This window comes from Methylobacterium sp. Leaf104, assembly GCF_001422885.1.
Lineage (GTDB): Bacteria > Pseudomonadota > Alphaproteobacteria > Rhizobiales > Beijerinckiaceae > Methylobacterium.
This window is the reverse complement of record NZ_LMMZ01000001.1, coordinates 512,107-537,697: the sequence shown is the minus strand read 5'-3', so window position 1 is coordinate 537,697 and position 25,591 is coordinate 512,107. Positions and strand designations below refer to the sequence as shown.

The window sequence follows — 25,591 nt, the reverse complement described above, 5'->3', positions numbered from 1 at the left end:
CGTCTCCGCCACGCGACTTGCCCGAGTCGGGCCCGTGGCGGGGCCACGTCTCGATAGCGGAGCACGATACAGGCGATCGACCGTAGAACCGCGGGCTTGTTCGTCTCCAGATCGACGGGATTCACATCTTCGTCAGGATCGGACCGGCGGCCCGGACAGGCTCGGCGAGGCCGGGGCCGGGGCCGAGGCCGGTGCCGGGCCGAGCGGCCCGGGAGACGCCGTCCACAAGCTTTTCTCGCAACCCGTCTTCGCCCACCAGGAGTCGTCGAGTCCGTTCTGCTGCCATTTACGATAATGCCGAAGTCCGGCCGCGTTTCGGGAGCAATTCACGCCCGTGAAACGCTTCACAGCCGAAGTGTCGTCATCGTCGGACCCGCAGGCCATGGGGGAGGGAGACGCGTGCTGAACCTGTTTCTCGTCCTGGCGATCCCGGCCTGGTTCGCGATGCTCTACCCCGTGCTCCGGCGCCGGCTCGCGGTGGCGGTCCGCCCGCTCGATGCCCGGCTCCTGCTTCCGATGGTGCTGGTCTGCACCTTCGCCTTCATGCCCCTGGTCTTCACGGTGCCGCGCGAGGACGGCAACGCGGTGCTGGAGGAAGGCCTCAGCGCGTCGAACATCATCACGCTGGTGCTCACCGGCCTGACCGGCCTGTACCTGTTTATGAAGATCGCCCTGGACCGGCGCGTCGCGCTGCTGCCCTTTGCGATGCCCTACCTGCCGTTCACGCTGATGATCGGCGCGAACACCCTGAGCGCCGCCTGGTCGATCGTGCCGCCCTACACGCTCTACCGGAGCGCGGAGCTGTACGTCTTCTACCACGCCTCGATCGTGATCTTCGACCGGACCGACATCGAGCGGCGCTTCGCCGACCTGCTGGCGATCATCACCGTGGCCTGGCTCGTGGCCGTGCTGCCGATCATCCTGGAGAGCCTGGCCCAGGGCATCGTGTTCTCGGCCGCCAAGAACAACATGATGCCCTACGTCTGCGCGATGCTGGGCTTCCTGGTGATCTTCCGGCCGCCGGAGCGGCGCCGGCGGACCTACCTCGTGCTGGCCCTCGCGGGCTTCGTGATCGCCGGCTCGGCGGCCAGCACCGGCGCCCTGGTGGCGGTCGGCCCGGCCCTGCTGATGTCCTCGCGCAACGCCGTCCTGCGCCGCCTCGGCATCGCCGGCGCCCTGGCGGCCACGGTGGGCTTCGTCCTGCTGATGCTCGACCTCGCGGCCTTCCCGGCCCTCCTCGACCTCCTCGCCACCATCCTGCAGAAGCCCGCCATCGAGCTCGCCAACGGCACCGGGCGCTCGACCTTCTGGCCGACCTTCATCGCGGCGACGCAGGACCGCCTCGCCGGATCGGGCTTCTCGGCCGGCGACCGCTTCATCCAGCTCCTGATCCCGACCACGGCCCTGGCCGAGACCCTGGGGCGCGAGGACGTGTTCATCACGAGCTCGCACAACATGTTCCTCAGCGCCTGGGCCGGCACCGGCCTGATCGGCCTCGGCTTCGCCCTGGTGGTCCTGCTCACGACCCTGTCCTGGGGCATGAGGCTCGATCGCGGCGGGCGCCGCTTCGTCGCCTCCTGTGTGCTGATGCTCGTGCTCAACGGCATGACGACGCCGGGCATCTTCCAGGACTGGAACGTCAACGTGCTGGCCCTGGCCGGCCTCCTGGCCTTCATCCGGGTCCAGCTCCCGCCGGACGGGCGCGTGCCGGCCTATCCCCGTGCGCCCGCGCCGGCGCCGGCGCCGAGCGCGCCCTTCCCGGATGCCGGCGTCCCGAGCGCGTGGCGCATTTCGTGAAACGGAACCGGCAACAGGCTGGATTCGGCGCGCGACGTGCCGGAATCGGCCGGAGCGACCGACCGGAGCGGGACTCGACGGGCCGCACCGTCCCGATCCGGGACGGCGGACACCGCGCCCGCCCCGCGTCGATTGCGTAACGGAAAGCGTCCATGGCTGTCATCGAACGCGCCCCACCAGCGATCCTGCAGCACCTCGGTGCCGGCACGGAGACCGCGCGCGAGCCCCTGCCCTGGTTCCTCGACATGGGCGAGGTCGGCCGCATCCTGCGCCGCCGCTGGCTGAGCGTGATCCTGCCGATCCTCGTCCTCCTGGGCCTGGCGGCGGGCTTCCTCGCCCTGCCGGCCCAGTACGCCGCGACGGTCCAGCTCCTCATCGACCCGCGCGGCCTCGCCGTGCTCAAGGACGAGGCCAACCCGCAGGGCCAGGCCAACGAATCCACGCTCCTCCTCGTCGACAGCCAGCTCCGGGTGCTCCAGTCGGACGACGTCCTGCGCAAGGTCGTGGCCTCGCAGCGCCTCGCCGCCGATCCGGACTTCGTCGAGCCCGGCGCCCTCGACCGCTTCCGCGCCTGGGTGGGGCACCTCCTCGGGCGCGCCGCCGAACCCGAGGCCGATCCGGCCCTGACGGCCCTGCGGGCGCTGCGGGACCGGATGTCGGCCCGGCGCCTCGAGCGCAGCTTCGCCGTCGACGTCTCGGTCTCGTCGAACGACCGCGAGAAGTCGGCCCGCATCGCCCAGAGCGTCGCCGAGACCTACCTCGCCACCGAGATCGGCAACCGCTCCGAGGCGATCCGGCGGGCGCGCGAAGGGCTGAACAGCCGCCTCGGCGAATTGCGCGACGGCGTCCAGCAGGCCGAGACCGCGGCCCAGGCCTTCCGCACCAAGAACAACCTCGTGGGCACCCGCACCCAGCTCGTGAGCGAGCAGCAGCTCGGCCAGCTCAGCGACCAGCTCGGCGCCGCCCGCGCCAAGGCCGCCGAGCAGCAGGCCAAGCTGCGCCAGATCGAGGGCGCCACCAGCGGCGACCCGGCCAAGCTCGACTCGATCCAGGAGGTGCTGCAGTCGCAGACCATCGGGCAGCTGCGCGGCCAGCTCGCCCAGGCCGAGCGCCAGCGCGCCGATGCGGCCACCAGCCTCGGCGAGCGCCACCCCGCGATGAACGCCTCCGACGTGCAGGTGCGCAGCGCCCGCAACCAGCTCGAGGCCGAGGTGAAGCGCATCGGCGCGGCCATCCGCAACGAGTACCGCGCCAGCATGGCCAACGTGACCGAGCTCTCGCAGGCCCTCGAGAAGCGCAAGGCCGAGGCCCTGAAGGTCGGCGACAGCTTCGTGAAGCTGCGCGAGCTGGAGCGCCAGGTCGATGCCCGGCGCGGCGTCTACGAGGCCTTCCTGGTGCGCACCCGCGAATTGCAGGAGCAGCAGCAGCTCGACACCTCGACCTCGCGCATCATCTCGCCGGCCCTGCCGCCCACCCGGCGCCAGGGTCCGCCCGCCGCCATCGTGCTCGTCGCCGCCCTCGTCGCCGGCCTCGGGCTCGGCGTCGGCGGCAGCCTGATGGCCGAGCAGTTCAGCGGGCGCATCCGCTCCCGCACGCGCCTGGAGACGCGGACCCAGCGCCTCGTCCTCGGGCTCCTGCCGACCCTGCCGCGCGGCGCCCGCAACGGGACCGACCGCCTGGGCAGCGGGCCCTACGAGGTCGCGATCACGCGGCTGCGCAACCGCCTGCGCCGCGACCTACCGGCCAAGCGCCCGCACGTCATCGTGGTCACCTCCGCCGACGACGTCGCCGGCCGCTCGATGCTCGCCCTCGACTACGCCGCCTCGGCCGCCCAGGAGAACGAGCGCGTCCTCCTCGTCGACGCCTCCGCCGACGGCACCGTGACCCGGGAGGTCGGCCTGCCGCCTCGTCGCGGCGGCCCGGTGCCCGGCCGGGGCGACCTCTCGGACGTGCTGGTGCGCCACCGCTCGGGCCTCGCCCTGATCCCGCAGGACGGCCAGACCGCGCGCAGCGACCTGCGCGGCTACGTCGACAGCATCCTGGGCACGCAGGACGCCTACGACCTCGTGGTCATCCATGTCGGCCTGATCGGCGCCGACGCCATCGCCGAGCGCCTGGCGGCCGACCCTCGCGTCACCGCGGTGCTCGTCACCGTCCGGCACGGGCAGAGCCGTTACGCCACCCTCGACCGGGCGCTCGCGGCCATCGGCCCGCGCCCCTTCGTCGGCCTCGTGCTCACCGGGGCGGAGGCGCTCGACTGAGCCGCCGGGGCACCCTGTCAGGCCGGGGTGTTCGCGCCGAGGTGGCGGTCGAAATAGCCGATCGTGCGCATCAGGCCCTCGCGCAGCGAGACCGTCGGCGCCCAGTCGAGGACCGCCCTGGCCTGGGTGATGTCGGGCCGGCGCTGGCGCGGATCGTCGGGCGGCAGCGGGCGGGCGACGATGCGCGAGCGCGAGCCCGTCAGCTCGATCACGAGGTCGGCGAGCTCGCGGATCGAGAACTCGCCCGGATTGCCGAGGTTGATCGGACCCGTGACCTCGGGGCCGGTCTCCATCAGGCGCAGGAACCCTTCGATGAGGTCGTCGACGTAGCAGAAGGCCCTGGTCTGCGAGCCGTCGCCGTAGAGGGTGATGTCCTCGTTGCGCAGGGCCTGCACCACGAGGTTCGAGACCACCCGCCCGTCGTTGGGATGCATGCGCGGGCCGTAGGTGTTGAAGATGCGCGCCACCTTGATCGAGAGATTGTGCTGCCGGTGGTAGTCGAAGAACAGCGTCTCGGCGCAGCGCTTGCCCTCGTCGTAGCAGGAGCGATACCCGATCGGATTGACCCGGCCCCAGTACTCCTCCGGCTGCGGATGCACCTCCGGGTCGCCGTAGACCTCGCTGGTCGAGGCCTGGAAGATCTTGATCTTCAGCCGCTTGGCGAGGCCGAGCATGTTGATCGCCCCGATGACGCTGGTCTTGGCCGTCTGCACCGGATCGAACTGGTAGTGCACCGGCGAGGCCGGACAGGCGAGGTTGTAGATCTCGTCGACCTCGACGTAGAGCGGGAAGGTCACGTCGTGGCGCATGAACTCGAAGCGAGGATTGTCGAGCAGCGGGGCGATGTTGCGGCGGGATCCGGTGAAGAGATTGTCGACGCAGAGGACCTCGTGCCCCTGCTCCAGCAACCGCTCGCAGAGGTGGGAGCCCAGGAAGCCGGCTCCGCCGGTGACCAGGATCGTCTTCGTCGCGCCGTATCGCATGCCCTGGTCCGAACCTATTCGCGTTGCACGGCGTCGTCGTGGGGGTGGGCGTCGGGGAGCGTGCTCCGGACCGGGGCCTGGCCGACGCCGGTGTAGTGGAAGCCCCGCCGACGCACATCCTCGGCCTTGTAGACGTTGCGCAGGTCCACCAGCACGGGCGCGGCCATCGTCGCACGCAGCCGGGCGAAGTCGAGGGCCCGGAAGGCGTTCCATTCCGTGACGATCACCACCGCGTCGGCCCCGGCGGCGCATTCGTAGGCGTCCCCCGCATAGGCCACGTTCGACAGGAGCGCGCGGGCGGCCTCCATGCCCTCCGGGTCGTAGGCGCGGATGACGGCCCCACCGTCCTGCAGGCCGGTGATCACCGAGAGCGAGGGCGCGTCGCGCATGTCGTCGGTGTTGGGCTTGAAGGTCAGGCCGAGGATCGCGATGGTCTTGCCCCGCACCGAGCCGCCGCAGGCCTGGATCACCTTGCGCGCCATGGCGCGCTTGCGCTGGTCGTTGACCGAGACCACCGTCTCGACGAGGCGGATCGGGGTGCCGGCATCCTGCGCCGTCTTGACCAGGGCGATTGTGTCCTTCGGGAAGCACGAGCCGCCGTAGCCCGGGCCGGCATGCAGGAACTTCGACCCGATGCGGTTGTCGAGGCCGATGCCGCGGGCGACCTCCTGCACGTTCGCGCCGACCCGCTCGCAGAGGTCGGCGATCTCGTTGATGAAGGTGATCTTGGTGGCGAGGAAGGCGTTGGCGGCGTACTTCGTCAGTTCCGCGGTGCGCCGGTCCGTGTAGAGGATCGGCGCCTGGTTGAGGTAGAGCGGCCGGTAGACCTCGCCCATCACGGCGGCGCCGCGGGCGTTGTCGGCCCCGATGACGATGCGGTCGGGCCGCTTGAAGTCCTCGATGGCGGCGCCCTCGCGCAGGAATTCCGGGTTCGACACCACCGCCACGTCGGCCTCGGGCCGGGTCTCGCGGATGATGCGCTCGACCTCGTCGCCGGTTCCCACCGGGACGGTGGACTTCGTCACCACCACGGTGAAGCCGGTGAGCGCGCCCGCGATCTCGCGGGCGGCGGCATGGACGTAGGACAGGTCGGCGAAGCCGTCCCCGCGCCGGGACGGCGTGCCGACGGCGATGAACACCGCGTCGGCATCGGCGACCGCGCCGGCGAGATCGGTGGAGAAGCTGAGGCGGCCGTGGCGGACGTTCTCGGCCACCAGGGCTTCCAGGCCCGGCTCGTAGATCGGCATGCGCCCGGCCTTCAGCAGGTCGATCTTGCCCGCATCGTTGTCGACGCAGATCACCTGGTGCCCGAAATCCGCCAGGCAGGTGCCCGAGACGAGGCCGACATAGCCGGAGCCAACCATCACGATATGCATGACATGCCCTTCCCTGCCGGGGCGCGTGCCCGGCAACCGACATCTGCGCGATCCGTGGCGCCTAGCAGCCCGGGATGCGTTGATCCATCAAAGAATCCGTCGGTCGGGGAGGGAAGCAGCGGGCCGCTGCCGCGGGGCGGCGGCGGCCAGATCATCTTGGTAATACTTAGCCAAGCATCCAAAACGCGGTCACGCTCTTCGCCGGTGGCGGGCCCCTCGGATACCAGCCCTCCGCCGGCACGCCTCAACATACGCTAACGGACCCGCCCACGGGACCGATTCACGAGGCGTAATGCCCGTCCCGGCGAAGCGGCCCCGCGGGCGGGCGAGCGGGTCAGGGCCGCTTGCCGGAGGGTGGCGGCAGGCGCGCGTCGCGGTCCAGGGGAGCGTAGTCCCGGGTGCGGATCGCGGTGCCGGCGGCGTCCAGCACCGTGTCGAAGCGCGCCGGGCCGCCCGCGGGGGCGCCGGGGGGCAGGCGCAGGCCGTCCGGGCCACGGTTGCCGGTGAGGGCCTGCTCGTCGGCGCGGGCGCCGTCGCCGACCCGGACGGGCTCGCTCCCGAGGAAGACGTTCCCCGCGATGGTGTTGCGCGCGGCCGCCGGATCGTCCCGCAGGATCGTGGCGAGGCCGGGATAGCGGGCGCGCCAGGGCTTGGAGCCGACCGGCATCGCCGCGTAGGCGGCGCGCAGCTCCGATTGCGGATCGGTGATCGCGTCGCTGGCCCAGGTCCGGCCGCGGGCATCGACGTGGATCGCCGGGCTCGACTCCACGAACAGGTTGTCGGCGACGCGGTTGTCCCGGCCGCCGCCGAGGAAGACCGGCTGGTCGACGCGCACGAACAGGTTGTCGCGCACCGTGACGCCGCTCGCCATGTCGTCGAGGTAGACGCCCTTGATCTCGAAGCCCGGCGCGGCGCGCATGTCGTGCAGGTAATTGTGTTCGATCACCGTGCCCCGGGCGGTCCAGTCGCGGCCGGAATAGATGGCGCCGCTATCGGTCGAGCCGGACAGGACCCGGGCGATCTCGTTCCCGGCGACCCGATGGTCGTTGCCCCGCAGCAGGATGGCGTACTCGTCGGTGTCGTGGATGTAGTTGCCCTCCACGACCTGCCCGACGCCCTCGACCGTGATCGCCGGACTCTGGGTCCGGGCCAGTTGGGCGTAGTCGCGGATCCGGCAATCCCGGGCGAAGAGCCCGGCGGGGCTCAAGGTCGCCCGGTCACCACCCGACAGGAGGACGGCGCCGATGCCGGTCTCGGCGACGGTGCTGGCCGCCAGTCCGCTGGCGGTCGCGCGCGCGATCGACAGGGCCCGGCCGGGGGTCCGGCCCAGGCGCGTACCGGTCATCACCACATCGGTCGCATCGGCGACCCGGACGAGGTCGCCCTGCGCCTGTTCGAGGGTCAGCCCCTCGAAGCGCAGATGGGACGCGCCCTCGACCGCCAGCAGGGTCTCGGTGACCGCCACCTCGATCGCACCGGCGGGATCGCGCGGCCAGACCAGGAGGACGCCCCAGCCGGCATCGCGCCACCACTCGCCGGGCGCGTCGAGTTCGCCCAGCGCGTGGACGATCCGGTAGCGGGCGCCCTTGGCGACGCCCTCGTAGGGCTGCGCGCCCAGGGTCAGGCGCCTGGCCGCGGAATCCAGGCCGACGACCGGGAAAGCCTCGAACAGCCAGTCCCAGTGCCAGTAGCCCTCGGCCCAGAGGTCGGGTTCGCCGCGCCAGCCCTCGATGCGCCCGTCGGCCGCGGTGAAGTCCGCACCGGCCCCGCTGCCGGCCGCCACCTTGGCCCAGCCGGCATTCGGCCAGCGCGCCGGCCAGAGCGCCCCGGCGCTATCGAACACGGCGAGGTTCACCCGGGCATCGCGGTGCGCGAGGGTCCGAGGTTCCTGGATGCGGGGATCGATCCCGACCGCGGCGGGCAACCGATAGGCGCGGATCTGCGCGCGCGCGGCGGCCGGCAGGCGGGCGCGCAGGTCGGAGGGGATGCCGTCGGGCGCGGGCGAGAGGGGGACGGAGCCGACGAGGCGGGTGGTGCCGTCGGGACTGCCGCGCACCACCAGGGGGGCCGCGGCCGTGCCGCCATCCTCGGGCCCGAAGCGGACCGGCTCGGAGAGGCGGTGCAGTCCGGGGGCGAGGGCGATCGCGATCGCCTGGCGCGGGTCCGATCGGCGCCAGGCCCGGCGCAGGGCCAGGGCCGCCGGCAAGGTGACGACGACGACATGGCCGACAGGGCGCTTCGAAGCGGGCTTCGAGGAAAGGGTGGTCGCCTTCGGATCGACGGTGATGACGATCGGCTCGGCGGCCGGGGCAGCGGCCCGTAGCGGCAAGCAGAGCGCCGCGAGGCCGGCCAGAAGACGCACGGGCCTTCCCGGCCGTCGGTTGCGTGCCCTCAAGCGCCGGACCTCGATCAGCGTTGCGGCGCCCGTCCCTGCGACGGCCGCCGAACGCGGATGATCTTAGGCGGTCGGGTAGGAGAACACACCCACCGACTTGTGGAACTGGCCGGTCTCGCGCACCCGGTGGCGGCGCGCCTTGTCGAGGAGGCGGCTGTCGAGGCGGTCGCCGCCGATATCGGCGAATTGCCGGTCGGTCAGGTTCGCGATCTCGCGGACCGAGGCGTGCTCCTTCCAGGAGGAGCGGATGTGGTTGATGATTGCGTGTACCATGGGAGTCGGGTCCGAAAACGGTTCGTGCCACGAGGCCAATCGCCCCGTCGCCATGGACCCGATGTAGGCTTCGCCGCAGCGCAGCACGAGAGGCGATGCGGCCGGTCTGCTATGCAGGATGGACATGAAACGGGCAGGGTTTGCTTAACGCCTGCGCATTTCGATCCTAAATCCCTCTTGACGCAGCGGTTTTCACGGCTCCGCTTCGCCGCTGGACGCAGCCTCTGCCCAATGCCCCGGCAGGCCGCGCCTCCCGCATGTGCGGTGCAGCACGGATGTCCCGGAACCGGACGCCGCACGGGCGTCCGAGACCTCGCCCGACGAGCCCGGACCGCCTATTCGGCGGCGGCCTCGTAGGGCCGGGTGGCGAGCCCGTCGGCCAGGAATCCGCCCGACTGGCGCTCCCACAGGCGGGCATAGAGGCCGCCGCCGGCGATCAGTTCGGCATGGGTGCCTTCCTCGATGACCCGGCCGGCATCGAGGACGATCAGGCGGTCGAGGGCGGCGATGGTCGAGAGGCGGTGCGCGATGGCCAGCACCGTCTTGCCCTCCATCAGGGTGTCGAGGCTCTCCTGGATCGCCGCCTCCACCTGCGAGTCGAGGGCGGAGGTCGCCTCGTCGAGGATGAGGATCGGGGCGTCCTTCAGGATGACCCGCGCGATGGCGATGCGCTGGCGCTGGCCCCCGGAGAGCTTCACGCCGCGCTCGCCCACCTGGGCGTCGTAGCCGGTGCGGCCCTTGTGGTCGACGAGGTCGCGGATGAAGCCGTCGGCCTGGGCGAGGCGGGCGGCCCGCTCGACCTCGGCCAGGGTGGCGTCGGGGCGGCCATACGCGATGTTGTCGCGGATCGAGCGGTGCAGCAGCGAGGTGTCCTGGGTCACCATGGCGATGGCGCTGCGCAGCGAGCCTTGCGTCACCCCGGCGATGTCCTGGCCGTCCACGAGGATGCGGCCGCTCTCGAGGTCGTGCAGGCGCAGGAGCAGCGCGGTGATCGTGGTCTTGCCGGCGCCGCTGACGCCGACGAGCCCGACCTTCTCGCCCGGGCGGATGTGCAGGTTCAGGCCCGTGATGATCGAGGCGTCGTCGCGGCCGTAATGGAAGCCGACATTCTCGAAGCGGATGTCGCCGCCCGTGATCGTCAGGGTCCCGGCATCGGGCCGGTCGGTGATGGCGTGCGGACGGGCGATCGTCTGCATGCTCTCCTGGATGACGCCGACATTCTCGAAGATGCCCCGCACGGTCTGCATCACCCAGCCCGACATCGCCATCAGGCGCAGGACCAGGGCGAGGCCGGCCGAGGCCTCGCCGGTGGTCATGCCCCCGCGCTGCCACAGGATCACGCAGACACTGGCGGTGGCGAGGATCAGCAGGCTGTTGAGGAGGCCGAGCAGGGTGGTGGTGCTGCTCACCAGCCGGAACTGGTGGAGATAGGCCTTGGTGTGCACGTCGACGGCGTCGCGCACGGCCGCGCGTTCCTCGCGGTCGCGGGCGAAGAGCTTCACCGTGAGGATGTTGGTGTAGCTGTCGACGATCCGCCCGATCAGGGCCGAGCGGGTGTCGGCGGTGAGGAGCGAGCGGGACCGGGCGCGCGGCACGAACCAGCGCGTCAGGGCGGCGTAGGCCGCGATCCAGACCACCACCGGCAGGGCGAGCCAGAGCGAGATCGAGCCGAACAGGCCGACCGCCGTCACCGCGTAGATCGCCACGTAGAGCAGGGTGTCGATGAACACGACCGCGAGCTCGCGCACCGCCGGCCCGACCTGCACCACCCGGTTGGCGAGGCGCCCGGCGAAGTCCGCCTGGAAGTACGAGAGCGAGTGGCCGAGGGTGTAGAGGTGCGTTCGCCAGCGGATCTGGTTCGTCGCCTGCGGCACGATCAACTGGTTCGACAGGATCTCGTGCAGCCAGATCGTGATCGGGCGCACCACCAGCAGGAGGCCGGCCGCCAGCATCAGGCCGGTGCCGTGCTCCTGCCACAGGGTCGCGCGGTCGGCCTTGTTGAGGAGGTCGATGAACCAGCCCATGAGCAGGTAGAGCGAGGCCTCCACCGACCCGGCCAGCACCGCGACCACGAACAGGATCGCCAGGGCGCCGCGGATCGGCCGGAGGTAGAAGCTCGCGAAGCCGAGCACGGATTTGGGCGGCATGCGGCCGTCGTCGAACGGCGCGAAGGTGTCGATCCGGCGCTCGAGCCAATCGAGAAACATGAGACCATCCGGTTGCTGCAGCGCCCTCTTAGCTATGCCGCCTTGACCGCCTGCCAACCGGGGAGCGATGCCGCACGGACCCGCCAGCCCCGTTGGGACGCCGCCGATGCTCCGCCTCGCCCTCTACCAGCCCGACATTCCGCAGAACACCGGCACCCTCCTGCGCCTGGCCGCCTGCCTCGGGGCCGCCGTCGAGATCATCGAGCCCGCGGGCTTCGACGTCTCGGACCGGCACCTGCGCCGCGCGGGCCTCGACTATCTCGACCGGGTCGCCGTCACCCGCCACCGCTCGTGGGACGCCTTCGCGGCCTGGCGGCAGGCGGAGAACATCCGCCTCGTCCTCGCCACCACGCGGGGCGCCCTCCCCTACACCGACTTCGCCTATCGCGACGGCGACTGCCTGCTGATGGGCCGGGAATCCGCCGGCGTGCCCGACATCGTCCACGCCGCGGCGGAGGCCCGGGTGGTGGTGCCGATCCGCCCCGACCTGCGCTCGCTCAACGTCGCGGTCTGCGCCGCCATGATCCTGGGCGAGGCGCTGCGCCAGACGGAGGGCTTTCCGCGGGCGGATTGAACGCCGTGCAATATCGCACTTGAACAGTGTTCAAACCGTGCGACAACCGGGGGGTGGACAGCAGCCACTCACCCGGAGCCCGACGATGCTCAGATTGTTTCGGACCCTCGCCCGCGGCGCCGCCGCCCGCGCCGAGGAGGACCTCTTCGACCGCAACGCCCTCCTGATCCTCGACCAGCAGATCCGTGAGACCCGTGCCGCCCTGGAGCGCAGCCGTCAGGCGCTGGCCGCTTCGGTGGCCGGCGACCGGACCGAGGAACGCCGCCTCGCGGAGGTCGAGGCCCGCGCCGCCGACCTCGAGACCCGCGCCGTGGCGGCGCTCCAGTCCGGCCGCGACGACCTCGCGGCGGAGGCGGCCGAGGCGATCGCCGAACTGGAGGCCGAGCGCGACGCGATCCGCACCGCCCGGACCCGCTTCGCCGCCGAACTGGCCCGCATCCGCGCGAAGGTCGCCGACGCCACCCGCCGCCAGGCGGAGCTCGAACGGGGCCGCCGCCTCGCCGCCGCGGCCGAGACCGCCCGGCGGCTGCGGGTCAGCCCGGACCCGCAGGACCGGGCCACGCTGAAGGAGGCCGAGGCGACGCTGGCCCGCCTGCGCAGCCTCCAGGCCGAGGCCGACGACACCGAGGAGGCCCTGCGCGAGGCCGAGCCCGGCGCCGACATCGCCGAGCGGATGGAGCGCGCCGGCTTCGGCCCGAGCGCCCGCCCCGCTCCCTCCGCCATCCTCGACCGCCTGCGCGCACGGGCCGACGCGTCCCGCCAGCCGGCCGCCTGACCGCCGCGCAGCGGCTGCGCAAGCGGCCCCTCCCCCTCAGCGGGGGAGAGGGACCGCGCGGCGCGCTTCATCGCCGATCCCACCTTCCGAAATCACCCCGACCCGAGGAGAATCCCCCATGACCAACGAGACCACGCAGCATTCCGGCGCCTGGGTCGCCTTCACCTACGCCTCGTTCCTCGGCTCCGCCGTGATGGTGGCCGCAGGGATCCTGTTCATGCCCATGGACATCTGGATCAAGGGATACTTCGCCATGGGCACGATCATGCTGGTGCAGTCCTGCATCACCGCCACCAAGACCATCCGCGACGTCCACGAGGGCCGGCGCATGGTCAACCGGATCGAGGACGCCAAGACCGAGCGGCTGCTGATGTCCGTCAAGGATTGAGCGCCGCGACCCGACCGCGGCCCGGCGAATTGACGGCCGGGCGGCGGGATGGGACATCCCCGGCATGACCATGCCCGAATCCTCCGTCCCACCGCTGCCCGAGGCCGAGCGCGACGCCGTCAAGGCCGAGGCGACGGCGTGGTTCACCACCCTGCGCGACCGGATCGTCGCCGCCCTCGAGACCCTGGAGGCGGAGGCGACCGGGCCGTTCCACCCGGACGCGCCGGCCGAGCCCGGCACCTTCGTGAAGACGCCCTGGCAGCGCACCGACCACAGCGGCGCGCCCGGCGGCGGCGGCACCATGGCGATGATCAAGGGCCGGGTCTTCGAGAAGGCCGGCGTCCACGTCTCGGCCGTGCACGGCGAGTTCGCCCCGGAATTCCGCGCCCAGATGCCGGGCGCCGCCGAGGATCCACGCTTCTTCGCCACCGGGATCTCGCTGATCGCGCATCCCTGGAACCCCAACGTGCCGACCGTGCACATGAACACCCGCTTCGTGGTGACCACGAAGACCTGGTTCGGCGGCGGCGCCGACCTGACCCCCGTGCTCGACCGGCGCCGGACCCAGGACGACCCCGATTCCCTGGCCTTCCACGCGGCGATGCGGGAGGCCTGCGAAGCCCATGCCCCGGCCGCCGACTACGCCCGCTACAAGGCCTGGTGCGAGGAGTACTTCCACCTCAAGCACCGCAACGAGCCGCGCGGCATCGGCGGGATCTTCTACGATTATCACTGGACCGGCGACCCGAAGGCCGACCTCGCCTTCACCCGCGACGTCGGCGGGGCCTTCCTGAAGGCCTACCCGGCCATCGTGCGCGCCAATCTGGCGACGCCCTGGACCGAAGCGGACCGGCTGGAGCAGCAGGTCCGGCGCGGGCGCTACGTCGAGTTCAACCTGCTCTACGACCGCGGCACGATCTTCGGCCTGAAGACCGGCGGCAACGTCGCCTCGATCCTGTCGTCGCTGCCCCCGACGGTGCGCTGGCCGTGAGCGCCCCTCCGGCGGACATCACCGAGATCAACCGCGCGGTGGCGCGGATGCTGGCGGGCGCCTTCGGCGGCGCGCCCTCCGTCGCTCGGCACGCCGACGATACCGGCCGCAGCCACGTCGACATCCTGACCTGCCGCGACGCGCCGCGTCCCGGACTCACCGCCTGCGCGACGGTGACGCTGGCCAACCACGCGCTCTACCGGGACGGCGCGGAATTCCCCGGGCGCTGCGAGATCCTGGGCGTGAGCACCGACCCCGACGTGGCGCGGATGCTAGCGGCCTGCGCCTTCCAGGTCATCGACGGGCGCTGGTTCCTGGCGCCCGGCATCGTCTTCCCCGGCCTGCTCGCCGGCCTGTCGGCGAGCCTGGCCCACGTCCTGTTCGTGCCGCCGACCCTGTTCGAGGCCCGCCTGCAGGCGCTCCCCGCGGCCGAACCGGCGCTGGCCTTCCTCCAGGCGGTGCCGATCTCGGAGGCCGAGTACGCCTTCGCGCAGGAATCCGGGGGCGATGCCCTCGAGGACCTGTTCGCCGCGCGCGGCGCCGACCTCTTCGACCTCCAGCGGGCCTCGGTGCTCTGATGGCCGAGACCGACGCCAAGGCCGCTGCCAACACCGCGACCAAGACCGATCTGCCGACCCGCTTCGCCCCCCAGCAGGACGCGGCCCTCAAGGCGATCTCGGACTGGCGCAAGTCCGGCGGCGCCCAGGTCTTCCGCCTGTTCGGCTATGCCGGCACCGGCAAGACCACCCTCGCGCGGCGCATCGCCGACGACGTCGAGGGCACGGTGGTGTTCGGCGCCTTCACGGGCAAGGCCGCGTCGGTGATGCGCCAGAAGGGCTGCCACGACGCGGCGACGATCCACAGCCTGATCTACCGCACCAAGGAGACCGAGGATGGCGGCCCGGCCTTCACCCTGAACCGGACCGGGCCGGTCTCGAAGGCCGAGCTCATCGTCATCGACGAGTGCTCGATGGTGGATTCCGACCTCGGCAACGACCTCCTGTCCTTCGACCGGCCGGTGCTGGTGCTCGGCGACCCGGCGCAGCTGCCGCCGGTGCGCGGGGGCGGCTTCTTCACCGAGGCCGAGCCCGACGTGATGCTCACCGACGTCCACCGGCAGGCCGCCGACGACCCCATCGTCCGGATGGCGATGACGGTGCGCGAGGGCGGGCGCCTGTCGATCGGCGAGTACGGCGAGAGCCGCATCGTCTCGCGCCGCTCCATCGACCCGGCCGTGGTGCTCCAGGCCGACCAGGTGCTGGTGGGCATGAACAAGACCCGGCGGCTCTACAACAACCGCCTGCGCGAGCTCGCCGGCCACACCGACCCGATGCCGGCGGTGGGCGAGAAGCTCGTCTGCCTGCGCAACGACCGCACCAAGGGCCTCCTGAACGGCTCGACCTGGACCGTGCACGCCCAGCGCTCCTCGCCGCGCGCCGACACGGTGCGCCTCGACGTGGTGCCCGAGGACGACCCGGCCCTGCGCCGCCGGCCGGTGGACATCAAGGTGCTCAAGGCCGTGATGTCGGGCTCCGAGGAGGAGATCCCGGCCTTCCTCAAGCGCGAGACCGACGAGTTCACCTACGGCTACGCCCTGACGGTCCACAAGGCGCAGGGCTCGCAATGGGACGACGTCGTGCTGTTCGACGAATCCTTCGCCTTCCGGGAGCACCGGGCGCGCTGGCTCTATACCGGCCTGACCCGGGCGGCGAAGCGGATCACCGTCGTCGTGTAGGGCGACGCGCTGGGAGCAGGGCGCGCCTCGGTGCGGGGCGCCCCTCTGTGCAGGGCGCCCCTTGCGCGACTCGGCCCCCTCGGGGACAACGGGCGCGAACGAGGGGATTCTGCATGGCCTTGACCGGACGTTGCCGCTGCGGTGCCATCCACTACGCGGCCGAGGGTGAGCCGAGCCACAGCGCCCTGTGCCACTGCACCGATTGCCGGCGGTCCTCGGGCGCGCCGGTCGTCGGCTTCGCGCTGTTCCCGAACGATCGGATCACGATCACCGGCACGCCCACGGCCTACGAATCCTCGCCCGGCGTCATCCGCGAGTTCTGCGGGATCTGCGGCACCAATCTGTTCTACCGCAACGAGGCGGTCTTTCCCGGCCAGGTCGACTTTCACACGGCGACCCTGGACGATCCCGACGCCCTGCCCCCGTCGATCCGCATCCAGGTCGCGGACGCCCCCGCATGGTTCGGCCGGTTCGACGCGCTGCCGGCCTTTCCGCGCTATCCCGAATAGGCCGGGACCCCGGCGACGCTTGGAGCGGGCCCGGCGAGCGCCTACGTGAGCGGGGTTCAGAACCGAACCGGAGCCTGCCTTGTCCCATTCCGAAGCGAGCGGTCCGCCGCAGATGCACGCCACGACGATCCTGATGGTCCGCAAGGGCGGCCGGGTGGTGATCGGCGGCGACGGGCAGGTCAGCCTCGGCCAGACCATCGTCAAGGGCAATGCCCGCAAGGTCCGGCGCCTCGCCAAGGGCTCGGTGATCGGCGGCTTCGCGGGCGCCACGGCCGATGCCTTCACGCTGTTCGAACGGCTGGAGGCCAAGCTCGAGCAATATCCCGGGCAGCTGACCCGGGCCTGCGTCGAGCTGACCAAGGACTGGCGCACCGACCGTTACCTGCGCCGCCTGGAGGCGATGATGCTGGTGGCCGACAAGGAGGTCAGCCTGCTGCTCTCGGGCGCGGGCGACGTGCTGGAGCCGGAGAGCGGCGTGATGGCGATCGGCTCCGGCGGGAACTACGCCCTGTCCGCCGCCCGCGCGCTGGAAGACAGCGCCCACGATGCGGAAGAGATCGTTCGCCGCGCCATGCGGATCGCGGCCGAAATCTGCGTCTACACGAATGACAGCCTCGTGATCGAGACGCTGGAGACGTCCGAAAGCTGACGAAGGGCTCGTCCGTTAACCGAAGTTTTCGAGACACTGCTTACCAGCTTGTATCAAAGCTCCGAGCAGGGTCTCGAACATGACGATCAAGGCGAAGATACTGATGTTCGTCCTGGCCTGCGGGGCGATCACCCTGCTGGTCGCCGGCGTCGGGATCGCCACCCTCTCGGCCTTCAACGACGCGATGGTCGAGTCCCGGCACGCGGCCCGCCGGGCCCTCGACGCGGCCAACGTCAACCGTCTCGTCAGCAACGTCGTGCTCGAATCCCGCGGCGTCTACGCCGCCAAGGATACCGCCGACGCACAGAAATACGCCGACCGGATGCGCCTGAACCTGACGGCGATGAACGACCTCCTCGCCGCCCTGGGCCGGCGCGTTCCGGAGGCCGAGGGGTCGCAGTTCGCGCGTGTCGCCGAGGGCGCGGCCACCTTCACCACCCTGCGCCAGGAGATCGCCCGGGCCGGGACCGCGATCGCCCCGAAGGCGGCGGCGGATCTCGGCTTCAACGAGGCCAACCGGGCCAACCGGCAGGCCTTTCAGGATTCCATCGACGCCCTGGTGGCCAGCGGCCAGGCCCAGGTCGCGGCGATCGATGCCGCCACCGATGCCCTCTACGCCAGCCGACTGACCCTGCTGATCGGCCTCGCCGTCGGCGGCACCCTCGCGAGCCTCGTACTCGGCATCGTCATCGGCCACCGCCAGATCGCCGCGCCCCTCGGCCGCGTCACCGCGGCGATCCGGCGCTTGTCCGAGGGCCAGCTCGACCTTCCGGCGGTCAAGCCGGGCCGGGACGAGATCGGCGGGATCTGGGCCAGCATGCAGGTCTTCGCCCGCTCGATGCAGGAGACCGCGGCCCTGCGGGCGACGCAGGACGAGGCCGCCGGCCTCGCCTCCAGCCGCCGCCGCAGCGAGCGCACCGAACTCGCCGACCGCTTCCAGGGCAGCGTCGGGGGCCTGGTCGGAGACCTCTCGGATGCCGCCGCCGCGATGGAGGAGACCGCGCGGACGATGTCGAGCCAGGCCGAGCGCACCAACCGGCAATCGGCCGCGGTGATGCGCGCCGCCCAGGAGACGGCGCAGAACGTCCAGGCGGTGGCCGCCGCCACCGAGGAGCTCGCCGCCACCGCCAACGAGATCGGCCAGCAGGTCGGCCAGACCTCGGCGGCCGCGGCGACCGCCGTCGAGAGCAGCCACCGGACGAATGCCCGCGTCGAGGCCCTCGCCGAGGGCGCGGCCCGCATCGGCGACGTCGTCGCCCTGATCTCGAACATCGCCGGCCAGACCAACCTGCTGGCGCTGAACGCCACGATCGAGGCGGCCCGGGCCGGCGAGGCGGGGCGCGGCTTCGCGGTCGTCGCCACCGAGGTGAAGACCCTCGCGGCCCAGACCGCCAAGGCCACGGACGAGATCACGGCGCAGATCGGCATGATCCAGGCCGCCACGCGGGAGACCGTGGAGGCGATCCGCGAGATCGGAACCACCATCGGCAGCGTGCACAGCATCGCCCTCGGCGTCGCGGCCGCGGTCGAGGAGCAGCAGGTCGCCACCCAGGAGATCGCCCGCAGCGTCAGCGACGCCGCCCGCGGCACCCACGACGTCACCGAGACCATGGCCGAGGTCCAGGGCGCGGCGGTGGAGGTCGGCGCCGGGGCCGCGCAGGTTCTGGCCTCCGCGGCCGAGCTCGCCCGCCGTTCCAGCGCCCTCGACGGCGAGGTCACGCGCTTCGTCGGCTCGATCCGGGCCGCCTGAGACGCGGGGACGACTGGAAAGGGCGGCGCGACGCGCTTAAGTCGGGGGCGTGCGTCAGCCAGCCCCCTCTCCCGCCCGACGCGGCATCGCCCCGGCTTCCCCCGGGGCGACCCACCGCGAGGTTCCGTCGTGATCACCGCCGACCACCTTCGCCGCGCCGTGGCCGAGGGCATCATCACCGAGATCCAGGCCGCTTCCCTGGACCGCCTGTCGCGGGCGGACGCGGCGCGGGGAGCCGGGATCGACGAGCCGCGCGACGACGAGCGCCTGCGCTTCGTCTCGGGCTTCGCCGACATCTTCGTCACCCTGGGCCTGTTCCTGTTCCTGGGCGCCTGCGCGCATTTCGGCCTGTCGGCGCTGGGGCCGGCGCCCGGCTACGCCCTGATCGCCGCCCTGGCCTGGGGCCTCGCCGAGTTCTTCACCCGCCGGCGCCGGATGGCGCTGCCGAGCATCGTCCTCCTGGTGGTCTTCGCGCTGGCGGTGCAGTCGGCGGCGGCCTTCGCGCTCGCCGGTCCGGGCCGCGCCGGCGCGAGCTGGCCGACCCTCCTCGACCTGACGGCGGATCCCCGGCTCGGCCCGCTTCCGCTGATCGGCGGCGCCCTGGCGACCCTCCTCCTCGTGACCCTGCACTACCGGCGCTTCGCGGTGCCGATCACGGTGGCGGCCGGGGCGGCGGCCCTCTGCGCCCTCGTCTTCGGGCTGCTGCTCGCCGCGGCACCGGACCTGACGCGCGCAGCCCGCGACGGCCTGTTCATCGCCGCCGGGCTCGGCGTGTTCGCGCTCGCCATGCGCTTCGATCTGGCCGATCCGGCCCGCGTCAGCCGGCGCACCGACATCGCCTTCTGGCTGCACCTGCTGGCCGCCCCGCTCATCGTCCACCCGATCCTCGGGAGCCTGACCGCGGGCGGCGGACAGGCGGCGACCCTCGGGGTGCTGGCCATCGTCCTCGGCCTCGCGGGCATCGCCCTGGCGGTGGACCGGCGCGCCCTCCTCGTCTCCGGCCTCGTCTATGCCGGCCTCGCCCTCGGCGCCCTGGTGCGCGAGGCGGGATTCGCCGGCAGCACCGTTCCCCTGAGCCTCCTCACCCTCGGGGCCTTCATCCTGGCGCTCAGCGCCGGCTGGCACCCCTTGCGCGCGCTGCTGCTGCGCGCCCTCCCCCGCCCCCTGGCAGCCCGGCTGCCGCACCCGATCGGAGCGTGATGACCACCTTCTCTCCCCGCGAGATCGTCTCGGAACTCGACCGCTTCATCGTCGGGCAGGCCGACGCCAAGCGCGCCGTCGCCATCGCGCTGCGCAACCGCTGGCGCCGGCAGCAGCTCACCGGCCCCCTGCGCGAGGAGGTCGCCCCGAAGAACATCCTGATGATCGGGCCGACCGGCTGCGGAAAGACCGAGATCGCCCGCCGCCTGGCGCGCCTCGCCGGCGCCCCCTTTCTCAAGATCGAGGCCACCAAGTTCACCGAGGTCGGCTATGTCGGCCGCGACGTGGAGCAGATCGTGCGCGACCTCGTGGAGGTCGGTATCGGCCTCAAGCGCGAGGAGAAGCGCCGTTCGGTGAAGGCCAAGGCGGAGGCGGCCGCCGAGGCCCGCATCCTCGACGCCCTCGTCGGCCCGACGGCGAGCCAGGCCACCCGCGACAGCTTCCGCAAGAAGCTGCGAGCGAGTGAGATCGACGACAAGGAGGTCGAGATCGAGCTCGCGGGCGGCGCCCCGGGCGGCCTGCCGATGTTCGAGATCCCCGGCATGCCCGGCGCCTCCATGGGCGCGGTGAACCTCGGCGACATGCTCGGCAAGGCGCTGGGCGGCCAGAAGGGCAAACCGCGCCGGATGACCGTGCGCGACGCCTACGCGCCCCTGCTCGCCGAGGAATCCGACAAGCTCGTCGACGCCGAATCCCTGACGCAGGAGGCGATCCGCGAGGTCGAGGACAACGGGATCGTCTTCCTCGACGAGATCGACAAGATCTGCGCCCGCGAAGGCCGCTCCTCGGCCGACGTCTCCCGCGAGGGCGTGCAGCGCGATCTCCTGCCCCTGATCGAGGGCACCACCGTGGCGACGAAGCACGGGCCGGTGAAGACCGACCACATCCTGTTCATCGCCAGCGGCGCCTTCCACGTCTCGAAGCCCTCCGACCTCCTGCCGGAGCTGCAGGGCCGCCTGCCGATCCGCGTCGAGCTGCAGCCGCTGACCGTCGAGGATTTCCGCCAGATCCTCACCTCGACGGAGGCGAGCCTGCTGAAGCAGACGGTGGCGCTGATGAAGACCGAGGGGGTCACCCTCGAATTCAGCGCGGACGCGGTGGACGCCCTGGCCCGCGTCGCCGTCGACGTGAACAACTCGGTGGAGAACATCGGCGCGCGCCGGCTCCAGACCGTGCTGGAGCGGGTCATCGACGAGATCTCCTTCACGGCCACCGACCGCTCCGGCGAGACCGTGCCGATCGACGCCGCCTACGTGCGCGCCCGGGTCGAGAGCCTGGCGGCCAACGCGGATCTGAGCCGCTTCATCCTCTGACGGCACGGCGCCCGGATCGACGGCGTCCGACCTCCGATCCGGGCAGGCGCATCCTATCCCTCCCAGACCTGACCCGGCCGCATGGCGAGGAAGCGCTCCGGCGCGATGCCCCGCTCGGCGCGGGCCTGCGCCAGGGCCTCCACCGGCTGCTCGATCCCCTCGTCGGTGAGCTGGAAGGTGCCCCAGTGGTGGCCGAGCATCTGGTCGGCGCCGAGCAGGAGCCCGGCCTCGACGGCCTCGGCCGGGTTCATGTGCTGGTCCTTCATGAACCAGCGCGGCTCGTAGGCCCCGATCGGCAGGGTGGCGAGGCGCGGCGGCCCGAACCGGGTGCGGGCCTCCCGGAACGTCGCCCCGTCGCGCAGGCCGGTATCGCCCGAATGGTAGTGCACGCCCACCGGGGTGGTGAGCACGAAGGAGCACCACAGGGCCATGCGGCGGTCGTTGAGGCCGCGGGCCGACCAATGGTGGGCGGGGGTGAGGTGGATGGTCAGGCCGCCGCCGAGATCCACAGACTGGCCCCAGTCGCGGGTCTCCACGTGCAGGGTGTCGTCGTAGGCGCGCAGGATCGCCTCGTTGCCGAGGGGGGCGAGGATCAGCGGCTGGTGCGCCTGCCAGAGCCGCGCCACCGTCGGCCCGTCGAGGTGGTCGTAATGGTTGTGGGTGATCAGCACCGCGTCGATCGGGGGCAGGTCCGCGAAGGCGATCCCCGGCGGGTTCACGCGTTTGGGGCCGGCGAATTTCACCGGGCTCGCCCGGTGGGCATAGACGGGATCGACCAGGATGTTGCGGCCGGCGACCTGGAACAGGTAGCTCGCATGGCCGATCAGGGTGACGCGCAGGCCGGAGACGCGCTCCGGAGGCCTGTCGGGTGCGTAGGGACTCGGGTGCGAGGCCGGCCAGGCCTGGCGCAGGGGACTGTCGACCCCGCGCCGGGAGCGCCAGCGGGCCAGGTCGCCGAGGGTCTTGTCCGCCGGCTGGTCCGGGCCGTGGAAGCGGACGCCGTCGAAGTGGTCGCTGCGCGGCCCGCGGTAATAGGGGTTTCGCCCACGCCGATGGGCGGCATAGCCGACCCCGCCGAGCGTCATCACCGTGGCGGCGCTCAACGCCTTGATCAAACTGTGCCGTTTCATGGACCCGAGATGGCGGCTGCGGCGCGCCGATCAAGCGGCGCGGCCACGCATCGCAGCTGGCAGGACCTTTCGCAGCCCGGCGCGGCCGTGCCGGGAGATCACGAGCGCCAGCGCAGCTCCTGCCGCGCCAGCGGGTTGGCGAAGCGCCGCCCCTCGCGGGCGGCCTGGAGCGCCTCGCGCTTGAGGCGGAAGTACCATTGCGACGGCAGGTCGCCCTGGCCGAACAGCACCATGGTCGGCTTGCGGTCGAGGCCGGCCTGGGCGTGCTGCAGCACCTGCTGGTCCTGGGTGAGGAACTGGCGCATCAGCGGCCGCGCCAGGGGCTTCAGGAGATTCAGCGCCGGCATGTTCCAGTACAGGGCGTTGGTGAGCAGGGTCCGGCTCTGGGTCAGCGGCGTCGCGAAGGTGTAGTTCGCGACCCGCTTCGCCCCGGCCTCGATCCGCTCCAGCCGCACGCCCGGAAGGCGGAACTCGATTTCCACCGCGGGCACGCCGCCGAGCAGCCGGTAGACGGGCGAACTCGTCGTGGTGGCGTGGCTCGTCATGGTGAAGCCGTGCGGCGTCGGCGTGAAGGTCTTGACCTTCTCGCGCAACTCCTTGGAGGGGCGGAACCACCAGGAATCGTGGACGAAGGCGACGTGGCCCGGATCGACGAGGCTGAGCGTCGTCAGGTCGAAGGAGGCCTCGACCACGAGCTCGACCACCAGGGAGCCGGCCGCCTGGAATCCGAGCTCCGGCAAGGCCGCGGGCGGCGAGCCGGTTTCCGGCCCGAGATAGGGATTGACCCAGGCGAAGCCCGCGCTCTCGCGGATGGGAAAGCGCTGCACCGCGATGCGCGAGAAGTCGGCGTTGTCGGACGCCGAAAGGGTCGGCACGTCGCGGCAGCGCCCGTCGGTACCGAAGCGCCAGCCATGGAACGGACAGGTCAGTTCATCGCCCGCGAAGCGGCCCTTCGACAGGGCCATGCCGCGATGGGGGCAGCGGTCGCGGAGCGCGAAGGGGGCGCCGGACGCCTCGCGGCCGAGGACGATCTGTTCGCCGTTCAGCTCGACGGCCCGCAGGACCCCCGGCTTCAGGGATTCGGAGCGGCCGACGCAGTACCAGGCGTCGGGCAACGGCTGGCGCATGGCATCCGGGTCGAGCGCCGCGTCGTCGGGCGCCGGCATCCGCAGGGCTGTGGACATGGGGAGGGGCGGGTCCGTGGCCTTTGGGGGGGCGCGTGCTCGCGTCGCGGCACCCCGCGAGGGGAAGGCCCGAAGCTTTAGACCTCCGGCGGGGCCGAGGCCAGCCGGCCGGCCGCGGCAGCCGGGCGCCGACGCGGGCAGCGGCGGATGGGCGCGGGCGCGGGCCTTTTCAAACCGGATGGGGCTGACTAACTTCGGCTCACCCGCAACGAACGAAAGGAGGTGATCCAGTGTCTCATTGTCATCAGCCGCTCACCACGGCCTCCCGGACCTGGACCGTCGCCTCCGGCGCAGCCTTCTAGCGCTCGAAGCGAACGCGACAGTTTCGGCCGGACGATACAGCGGTTCGGCAATGGAAGGGCCGCCCCTCACGGGGCGGCCCTTCGATGTTTCGGTATCCCTCGCCCCCCAAGGGCCTGGACGTCCCAGGACCGCACCGGAGCCTCCGCGGCGTCAGGCGCTGCGCTTTTGGAAGATCGGCTGCGCCAGCGCCTCGGCGCGAGCGGCCCAGAGATCGCGCTCGCTCCGCATCTCGGTCAGTTGCACGGCATCGGCCGCCATCTTCGCCTGGAGGTCGCGGACCTCCCGCTCGAACGCGCCCTGGGCGGCGGTGAGGCGGTCGCGCTCCATGCGCACCTCCTCGAACTCGCGCATCTCGGCCTCGACATGGGCGCGCAGGTTGCGCAACTCGCGGGCGATGACGCCCTGGAGCGCATCGTAGCGGTCGCTCTCGACCTTGAGCTTGGCCTTCAGCATGATGTTCTCGGCCATCAGGTCCGAGACGTCGGCCTCGGCGGCATCCGCCGCGACGGGCGCCGGCGTCACGACGCGCGGGGTCCAGGCTTTTCCCTGGTCCGTCGAGCGGACCTCCTCGGCCTGTGCGGGCGCGGCGGCGGGCTGGGTCTCGGCCGGATTGGTCGCCGCCTTCATCGCCGCCAGCCAATCCCGCAGCGGACCGGGCTGCGGCCGGGATGCCGGCTCGTACGGGGCTTGGTGGCGGGCTGCTTCCGACATCGGCTGATCCTCGACTCTTGCGACGCATCCGATCAAAACATGCTTAACGAACCGTAAAGAGCCACGACTTCAGGCTGTGGCCGGCGAGGCGCCCGCGGTTCGTTCCGTCCCCTCGCGCCATCGGATGTCCGTGATAGAGGCAGGCGCCGGCCCGTCGCCGCGCGCCGTCCAAGACCGTTCGAGGATCGAAGTGCCGAGGATCGATGTGACCATGACGCGCGACCTGCCCGACTCGCTGGAATCGCCCGACCTCTCCGGTCTCCCTGGCATCCGGCACGCCTTCTTCACGCGGCGCGGCGGAGTCTCAGAAGGAATCTACGCCGCTCTCAACGGCGGCCTCGGCTCGAACGACGCGCCCGATCACGTGGCGCAGAACCGGGGCCGGATGAGCCGGCACCTCGGCGTGGCCGAGGACGCGCTCGTCAGCCTGTACCAGGTCCATTCCCCGGAGGTGGTCGTGGTGGAGGCGCCGATCGCCCTCGCCGACCGTCCGCAGGCCGACGGGATGGTGACGCGGGTTCCGGGCCTCGCCCTCGGGATCGCCACGGCCGATTGCGGGCCGATCCTGTTCGCCGACCCGCACAACCGCGTCGTCGGCGCGGCCCATGCCGGCTGGAAGGGGGCCCTCGGCGGGGTGATCGAGCGGACCGTGGCGGCCATGGAGGGCCTCGGTGCCGAGCGCGGCCGCATCGTCGCGGTGCTGGGCCCGACGATCGCGCAGCCCTCCTACGAGGTCGGCCCCGACTTCATCGCGCGCTTCCGGGCGGAGGCCCCGGGCTTCGAGCGCTTCCTCGGGACGGGGGCTCGCGCGGACCACGCGCAGTTCGACCTGCCGGGCTTCATCCGGGCGCGCCTCGCGGAGGCCGGGGTGGGGCAGGCCGGCGACCTCGGGCGCTGCACCTATGCAGACCCGGACCTCTTCTACAGCTACCGCCGGACCACCCATCGGGCCGAGCCGGACTACGGCCGCCTGATCTCCGCGATCACGCTCGCCGGCTGAGCCGCCCTCCGGGCTGCGACACTTTGTCAATCGCCGGCCGCGAAAAAAGCGTGGCCGTTGGTGAACCTTGGCCATTCACGCGCGTTC

Annotated in this window: 22 protein-coding genes; 14 read left to right on the top strand and 8 right to left on the bottom strand. The window is 71.8% G+C overall.

What is annotated here, in order from left to right:
* The first annotated feature begins 399 nt into the window (after window positions 1–399).
* Window positions 400–1,797, top strand: coding sequence for an O-antigen ligase family protein (locus tag ASF49_RS02500; protein WP_056467113.1), 1,398 nt, complete (start codon window positions 400–402; stop codon window positions 1,795–1,797).
* A gap of 152 nt (window positions 1,798–1,949) precedes the next feature.
* Window positions 1,950–4,058 carry a GumC family protein gene (locus tag ASF49_RS02495; RefSeq protein ID WP_056467109.1) on the top strand — a complete coding sequence of 703 codons (2,109 nt, stop codon included), beginning with the start codon at window positions 1,950–1,952 and terminating at the stop codon, window positions 4,056–4,058.
* Between the two features lie 17 nt (window positions 4,059–4,075).
* Here the strand turns inward: ASF49_RS02495 and ASF49_RS02490 are convergent, their stop codons facing one another.
* The 5 genes from ASF49_RS02490 to ASF49_RS02470 form a co-directional block, all read right to left on the bottom strand.
* Complete coding sequence (locus ASF49_RS02490) at window positions 4,076–5,041, bottom strand: UDP-glucuronic acid decarboxylase family protein (RefSeq protein ID WP_056467106.1); 966 nt, start codon at window positions 5,039–5,041, stop codon at window positions 4,076–4,078.
* 14 nt (window positions 5,042–5,055) lie between these two features.
* Window positions 5,056–6,417 carry a UDP-glucose dehydrogenase family protein gene (locus ASF49_RS02485; protein ID WP_056467103.1) on the bottom strand — a complete coding sequence of 454 codons (1,362 nt, stop codon included), beginning with the start codon at window positions 6,415–6,417 and terminating at the stop codon, window positions 5,056–5,058.
* A gap of 334 nt (window positions 6,418–6,751) precedes the next feature.
* Window positions 6,752–8,779 carry a right-handed parallel beta-helix repeat-containing protein gene (locus tag ASF49_RS02480; RefSeq protein WP_056467100.1) on the bottom strand — a complete coding sequence of 676 codons (2,028 nt, stop codon included), beginning with the start codon at window positions 8,777–8,779 and terminating at the stop codon, window positions 6,752–6,754.
* Window positions 8,780–8,875: 96 nt separating this feature from the next.
* The gene (locus ASF49_RS02475; protein WP_056467096.1) at window positions 8,876–9,085 is read right to left on the bottom strand and encodes a hypothetical protein; all 210 of its coding nucleotides are present in this window, start codon (window positions 9,083–9,085) and stop codon (window positions 8,876–8,878) included.
* A gap of 335 nt (window positions 9,086–9,420) precedes the next feature.
* Window positions 9,421–11,292, bottom strand: a complete 1,872-nt coding sequence (locus tag ASF49_RS02470) for an ABC transporter ATP-binding protein (RefSeq protein ID WP_056467093.1) — start codon at window positions 11,290–11,292, stop codon at window positions 9,421–9,423.
* Window positions 11,293–11,398: 106 nt separating this feature from the next.
* Between ASF49_RS02470 and ASF49_RS02465 the strand changes: the two genes are divergently transcribed.
* From ASF49_RS02465 to hslU, 11 genes are all read left to right on the top strand, one after another.
* Window positions 11,399–11,866, top strand: a complete 468-nt coding sequence (locus ASF49_RS02465; protein WP_056467090.1) for a tRNA (cytidine(34)-2'-O)-methyltransferase — start codon at window positions 11,399–11,401, stop codon at window positions 11,864–11,866.
* Window positions 11,867–11,951: 85 nt separating this feature from the next.
* Window positions 11,952–12,641 (top strand): PspA/IM30 family protein, encoded by a 690-nt coding sequence (locus ASF49_RS02460; protein ID WP_056467086.1) that lies wholly within the window; start codon window positions 11,952–11,954, stop codon window positions 12,639–12,641.
* Window positions 12,642–12,759: 118 nt separating this feature from the next.
* On the top strand, window positions 12,760–13,029 hold the full coding sequence (locus ASF49_RS02455) for a YiaA/YiaB family inner membrane protein (protein WP_056467083.1): 270 nt from the start codon (window positions 12,760–12,762) through the stop codon (window positions 13,027–13,029).
* 64 nt (window positions 13,030–13,093) lie between these two features.
* A complete protein-coding gene (hemF, locus tag ASF49_RS02450) occupies window positions 13,094–14,020 on the top strand; it encodes an oxygen-dependent coproporphyrinogen oxidase (RefSeq protein WP_056467081.1) in 927 nt (308 codons plus the stop codon).
* Window positions 14,017–14,598, top strand: a complete 582-nt coding sequence (locus ASF49_RS02445) for a suppressor of fused domain protein (protein ID WP_056467078.1) — start codon at window positions 14,017–14,019, stop codon at window positions 14,596–14,598. Before hemF ends, ASF49_RS02445 begins: the two co-directional genes overlap by 4 nt.
* Window positions 14,598–15,755, top strand: a complete 1,158-nt coding sequence (locus ASF49_RS02440) for an ATP-dependent DNA helicase (RefSeq protein WP_056467075.1) — start codon at window positions 14,598–14,600, stop codon at window positions 15,753–15,755. Before ASF49_RS02445 ends, ASF49_RS02440 begins: the two co-directional genes overlap by 1 nt.
* Window positions 15,756–15,874: 119 nt before the next feature.
* The gene (locus ASF49_RS02435) at window positions 15,875–16,264 is read left to right on the top strand and encodes a GFA family protein (protein ID WP_243214318.1); all 390 of its coding nucleotides are present in this window, start codon (window positions 15,875–15,877) and stop codon (window positions 16,262–16,264) included.
* A 112-nt stretch (window positions 16,265–16,376) separates the two neighbouring features.
* Window positions 16,377–16,913 carry an ATP-dependent protease subunit HslV gene (gene hslV / locus ASF49_RS02430; protein WP_156652826.1) on the top strand — a complete coding sequence of 179 codons (537 nt, stop codon included), beginning with the start codon at window positions 16,377–16,379 and terminating at the stop codon, window positions 16,911–16,913.
* Window positions 16,914–16,992: 79 nt separating this feature from the next.
* Window positions 16,993–18,663 (top strand): methyl-accepting chemotaxis protein, encoded by a 1,671-nt coding sequence (locus tag ASF49_RS02425; protein ID WP_056467065.1) that lies wholly within the window; start codon window positions 16,993–16,995, stop codon window positions 18,661–18,663.
* A gap of 129 nt (window positions 18,664–18,792) precedes the next feature.
* On the top strand, window positions 18,793–19,863 hold the full coding sequence (locus ASF49_RS02420; RefSeq protein ID WP_056467063.1) for a hypothetical protein: 1,071 nt from the start codon (window positions 18,793–18,795) through the stop codon (window positions 19,861–19,863).
* The gene (gene hslU, locus ASF49_RS02415; RefSeq protein WP_056467060.1) at window positions 19,863–21,176 is read left to right on the top strand and encodes an ATP-dependent protease ATPase subunit HslU; all 1,314 of its coding nucleotides are present in this window, start codon (window positions 19,863–19,865) and stop codon (window positions 21,174–21,176) included. Before ASF49_RS02420 ends, hslU begins: the two co-directional genes overlap by 1 nt.
* A gap of 53 nt (window positions 21,177–21,229) precedes the next feature.
* Here hslU and ASF49_RS02410 read toward each other — a convergent pair whose 3' ends face one another.
* The 3 genes from ASF49_RS02410 to ASF49_RS02400 all read right to left on the bottom strand — a co-directional run bounded on the left by ASF49_RS02410 (window position 21,230) and on the right by ASF49_RS02400 (window position 24,504).
* Complete coding sequence (locus ASF49_RS02410; RefSeq protein WP_056467057.1) at window positions 21,230–22,306, bottom strand: MBL fold metallo-hydrolase; 1,077 nt, start codon at window positions 22,304–22,306, stop codon at window positions 21,230–21,232.
* Between the two features lie 98 nt (window positions 22,307–22,404).
* Window positions 22,405–23,490 carry a Rieske 2Fe-2S domain-containing protein gene (locus ASF49_RS02405; RefSeq protein ID WP_056467056.1) on the bottom strand — a complete coding sequence of 362 codons (1,086 nt, stop codon included), beginning with the start codon at window positions 23,488–23,490 and terminating at the stop codon, window positions 22,405–22,407.
* Between the two features lie 453 nt (window positions 23,491–23,943).
* On the bottom strand, window positions 23,944–24,504 hold the full coding sequence (locus tag ASF49_RS02400) for a hypothetical protein (RefSeq protein WP_082510752.1): 561 nt from the start codon (window positions 24,502–24,504) through the stop codon (window positions 23,944–23,946).
* A 211-nt stretch (window positions 24,505–24,715) separates the two neighbouring features.
* On the opposite strand from ASF49_RS02400, the gene pgeF reads away from it, so the two are divergent.
* The gene (gene pgeF, locus ASF49_RS02395) at window positions 24,716–25,504 is read left to right on the top strand and encodes a peptidoglycan editing factor PgeF (protein ID WP_056467053.1); all 789 of its coding nucleotides are present in this window, start codon (window positions 24,716–24,718) and stop codon (window positions 25,502–25,504) included.
* Window positions 25,505–25,591 lie beyond the last annotated feature (87 nt).

Coding starts and splice junctions, on each gene's coding strand:
- ASF49_RS02495 (WP_056467109.1), top strand. CDS start 1,950: ATGGCTGTCATCGAACGCGCCCCACCAGCGATCCTGCAGCACCTCGGT.
- ASF49_RS02490 (WP_056467106.1), bottom strand. CDS start 5,041: ATGCGATACGGCGCGACGAAGACGATCCTGGTCACCGGCGGAGCCGGC.
- ASF49_RS02485 (WP_056467103.1), bottom strand. CDS start 6,417: ATGCATATCGTGATGGTTGGCTCCGGCTATGTCGGCCTCGTCTCGGGC.
- ASF49_RS02475 (WP_056467096.1), bottom strand. CDS start 9,085: ATGGTACACGCAATCATCAACCACATCCGCTCCTCCTGGAAGGAGCAC.
- ASF49_RS02470 (WP_056467093.1), bottom strand. CDS start 11,292: ATGTTTCTCGATTGGCTCGAGCGCCGGATCGACACCTTCGCGCCGTTC.
- ASF49_RS02465 (WP_056467090.1), top strand. CDS start 11,399: ATGCTCCGCCTCGCCCTCTACCAGCCCGACATTCCGCAGAACACCGGC.
- ASF49_RS02460 (WP_056467086.1), top strand. CDS start 11,952: ATGCTCAGATTGTTTCGGACCCTCGCCCGCGGCGCCGCCGCCCGCGCC.
- ASF49_RS02455 (WP_056467083.1), top strand. CDS start 12,760: ATGACCAACGAGACCACGCAGCATTCCGGCGCCTGGGTCGCCTTCACC.
- hemF (WP_056467081.1), top strand. CDS start 13,094: ATGACCATGCCCGAATCCTCCGTCCCACCGCTGCCCGAGGCCGAGCGC.
- ASF49_RS02440 (WP_056467075.1), top strand. CDS start 14,598: ATGGCCGAGACCGACGCCAAGGCCGCTGCCAACACCGCGACCAAGACC.
- hslV (WP_156652826.1), top strand. CDS start 16,377: ATGCACGCCACGACGATCCTGATGGTCCGCAAGGGCGGCCGGGTGGTG.
- ASF49_RS02425 (WP_056467065.1), top strand. CDS start 16,993: ATGACGATCAAGGCGAAGATACTGATGTTCGTCCTGGCCTGCGGGGCG.
- hslU (WP_056467060.1), top strand. CDS start 19,863: ATGACCACCTTCTCTCCCCGCGAGATCGTCTCGGAACTCGACCGCTTC.
- ASF49_RS02410 (WP_056467057.1), bottom strand. CDS start 22,306: ATGAAACGGCACAGTTTGATCAAGGCGTTGAGCGCCGCCACGGTGATG.
- ASF49_RS02405 (WP_056467056.1), bottom strand. CDS start 23,490: ATGTCCACAGCCCTGCGGATGCCGGCGCCCGACGACGCGGCGCTCGAC.
- ASF49_RS02400 (WP_082510752.1), bottom strand. CDS start 24,504: ATGTCGGAAGCAGCCCGCCACCAAGCCCCGTACGAGCCGGCATCCCGG.
- pgeF (WP_056467053.1), top strand. CDS start 24,716: ATGACGCGCGACCTGCCCGACTCGCTGGAATCGCCCGACCTCTCCGGT.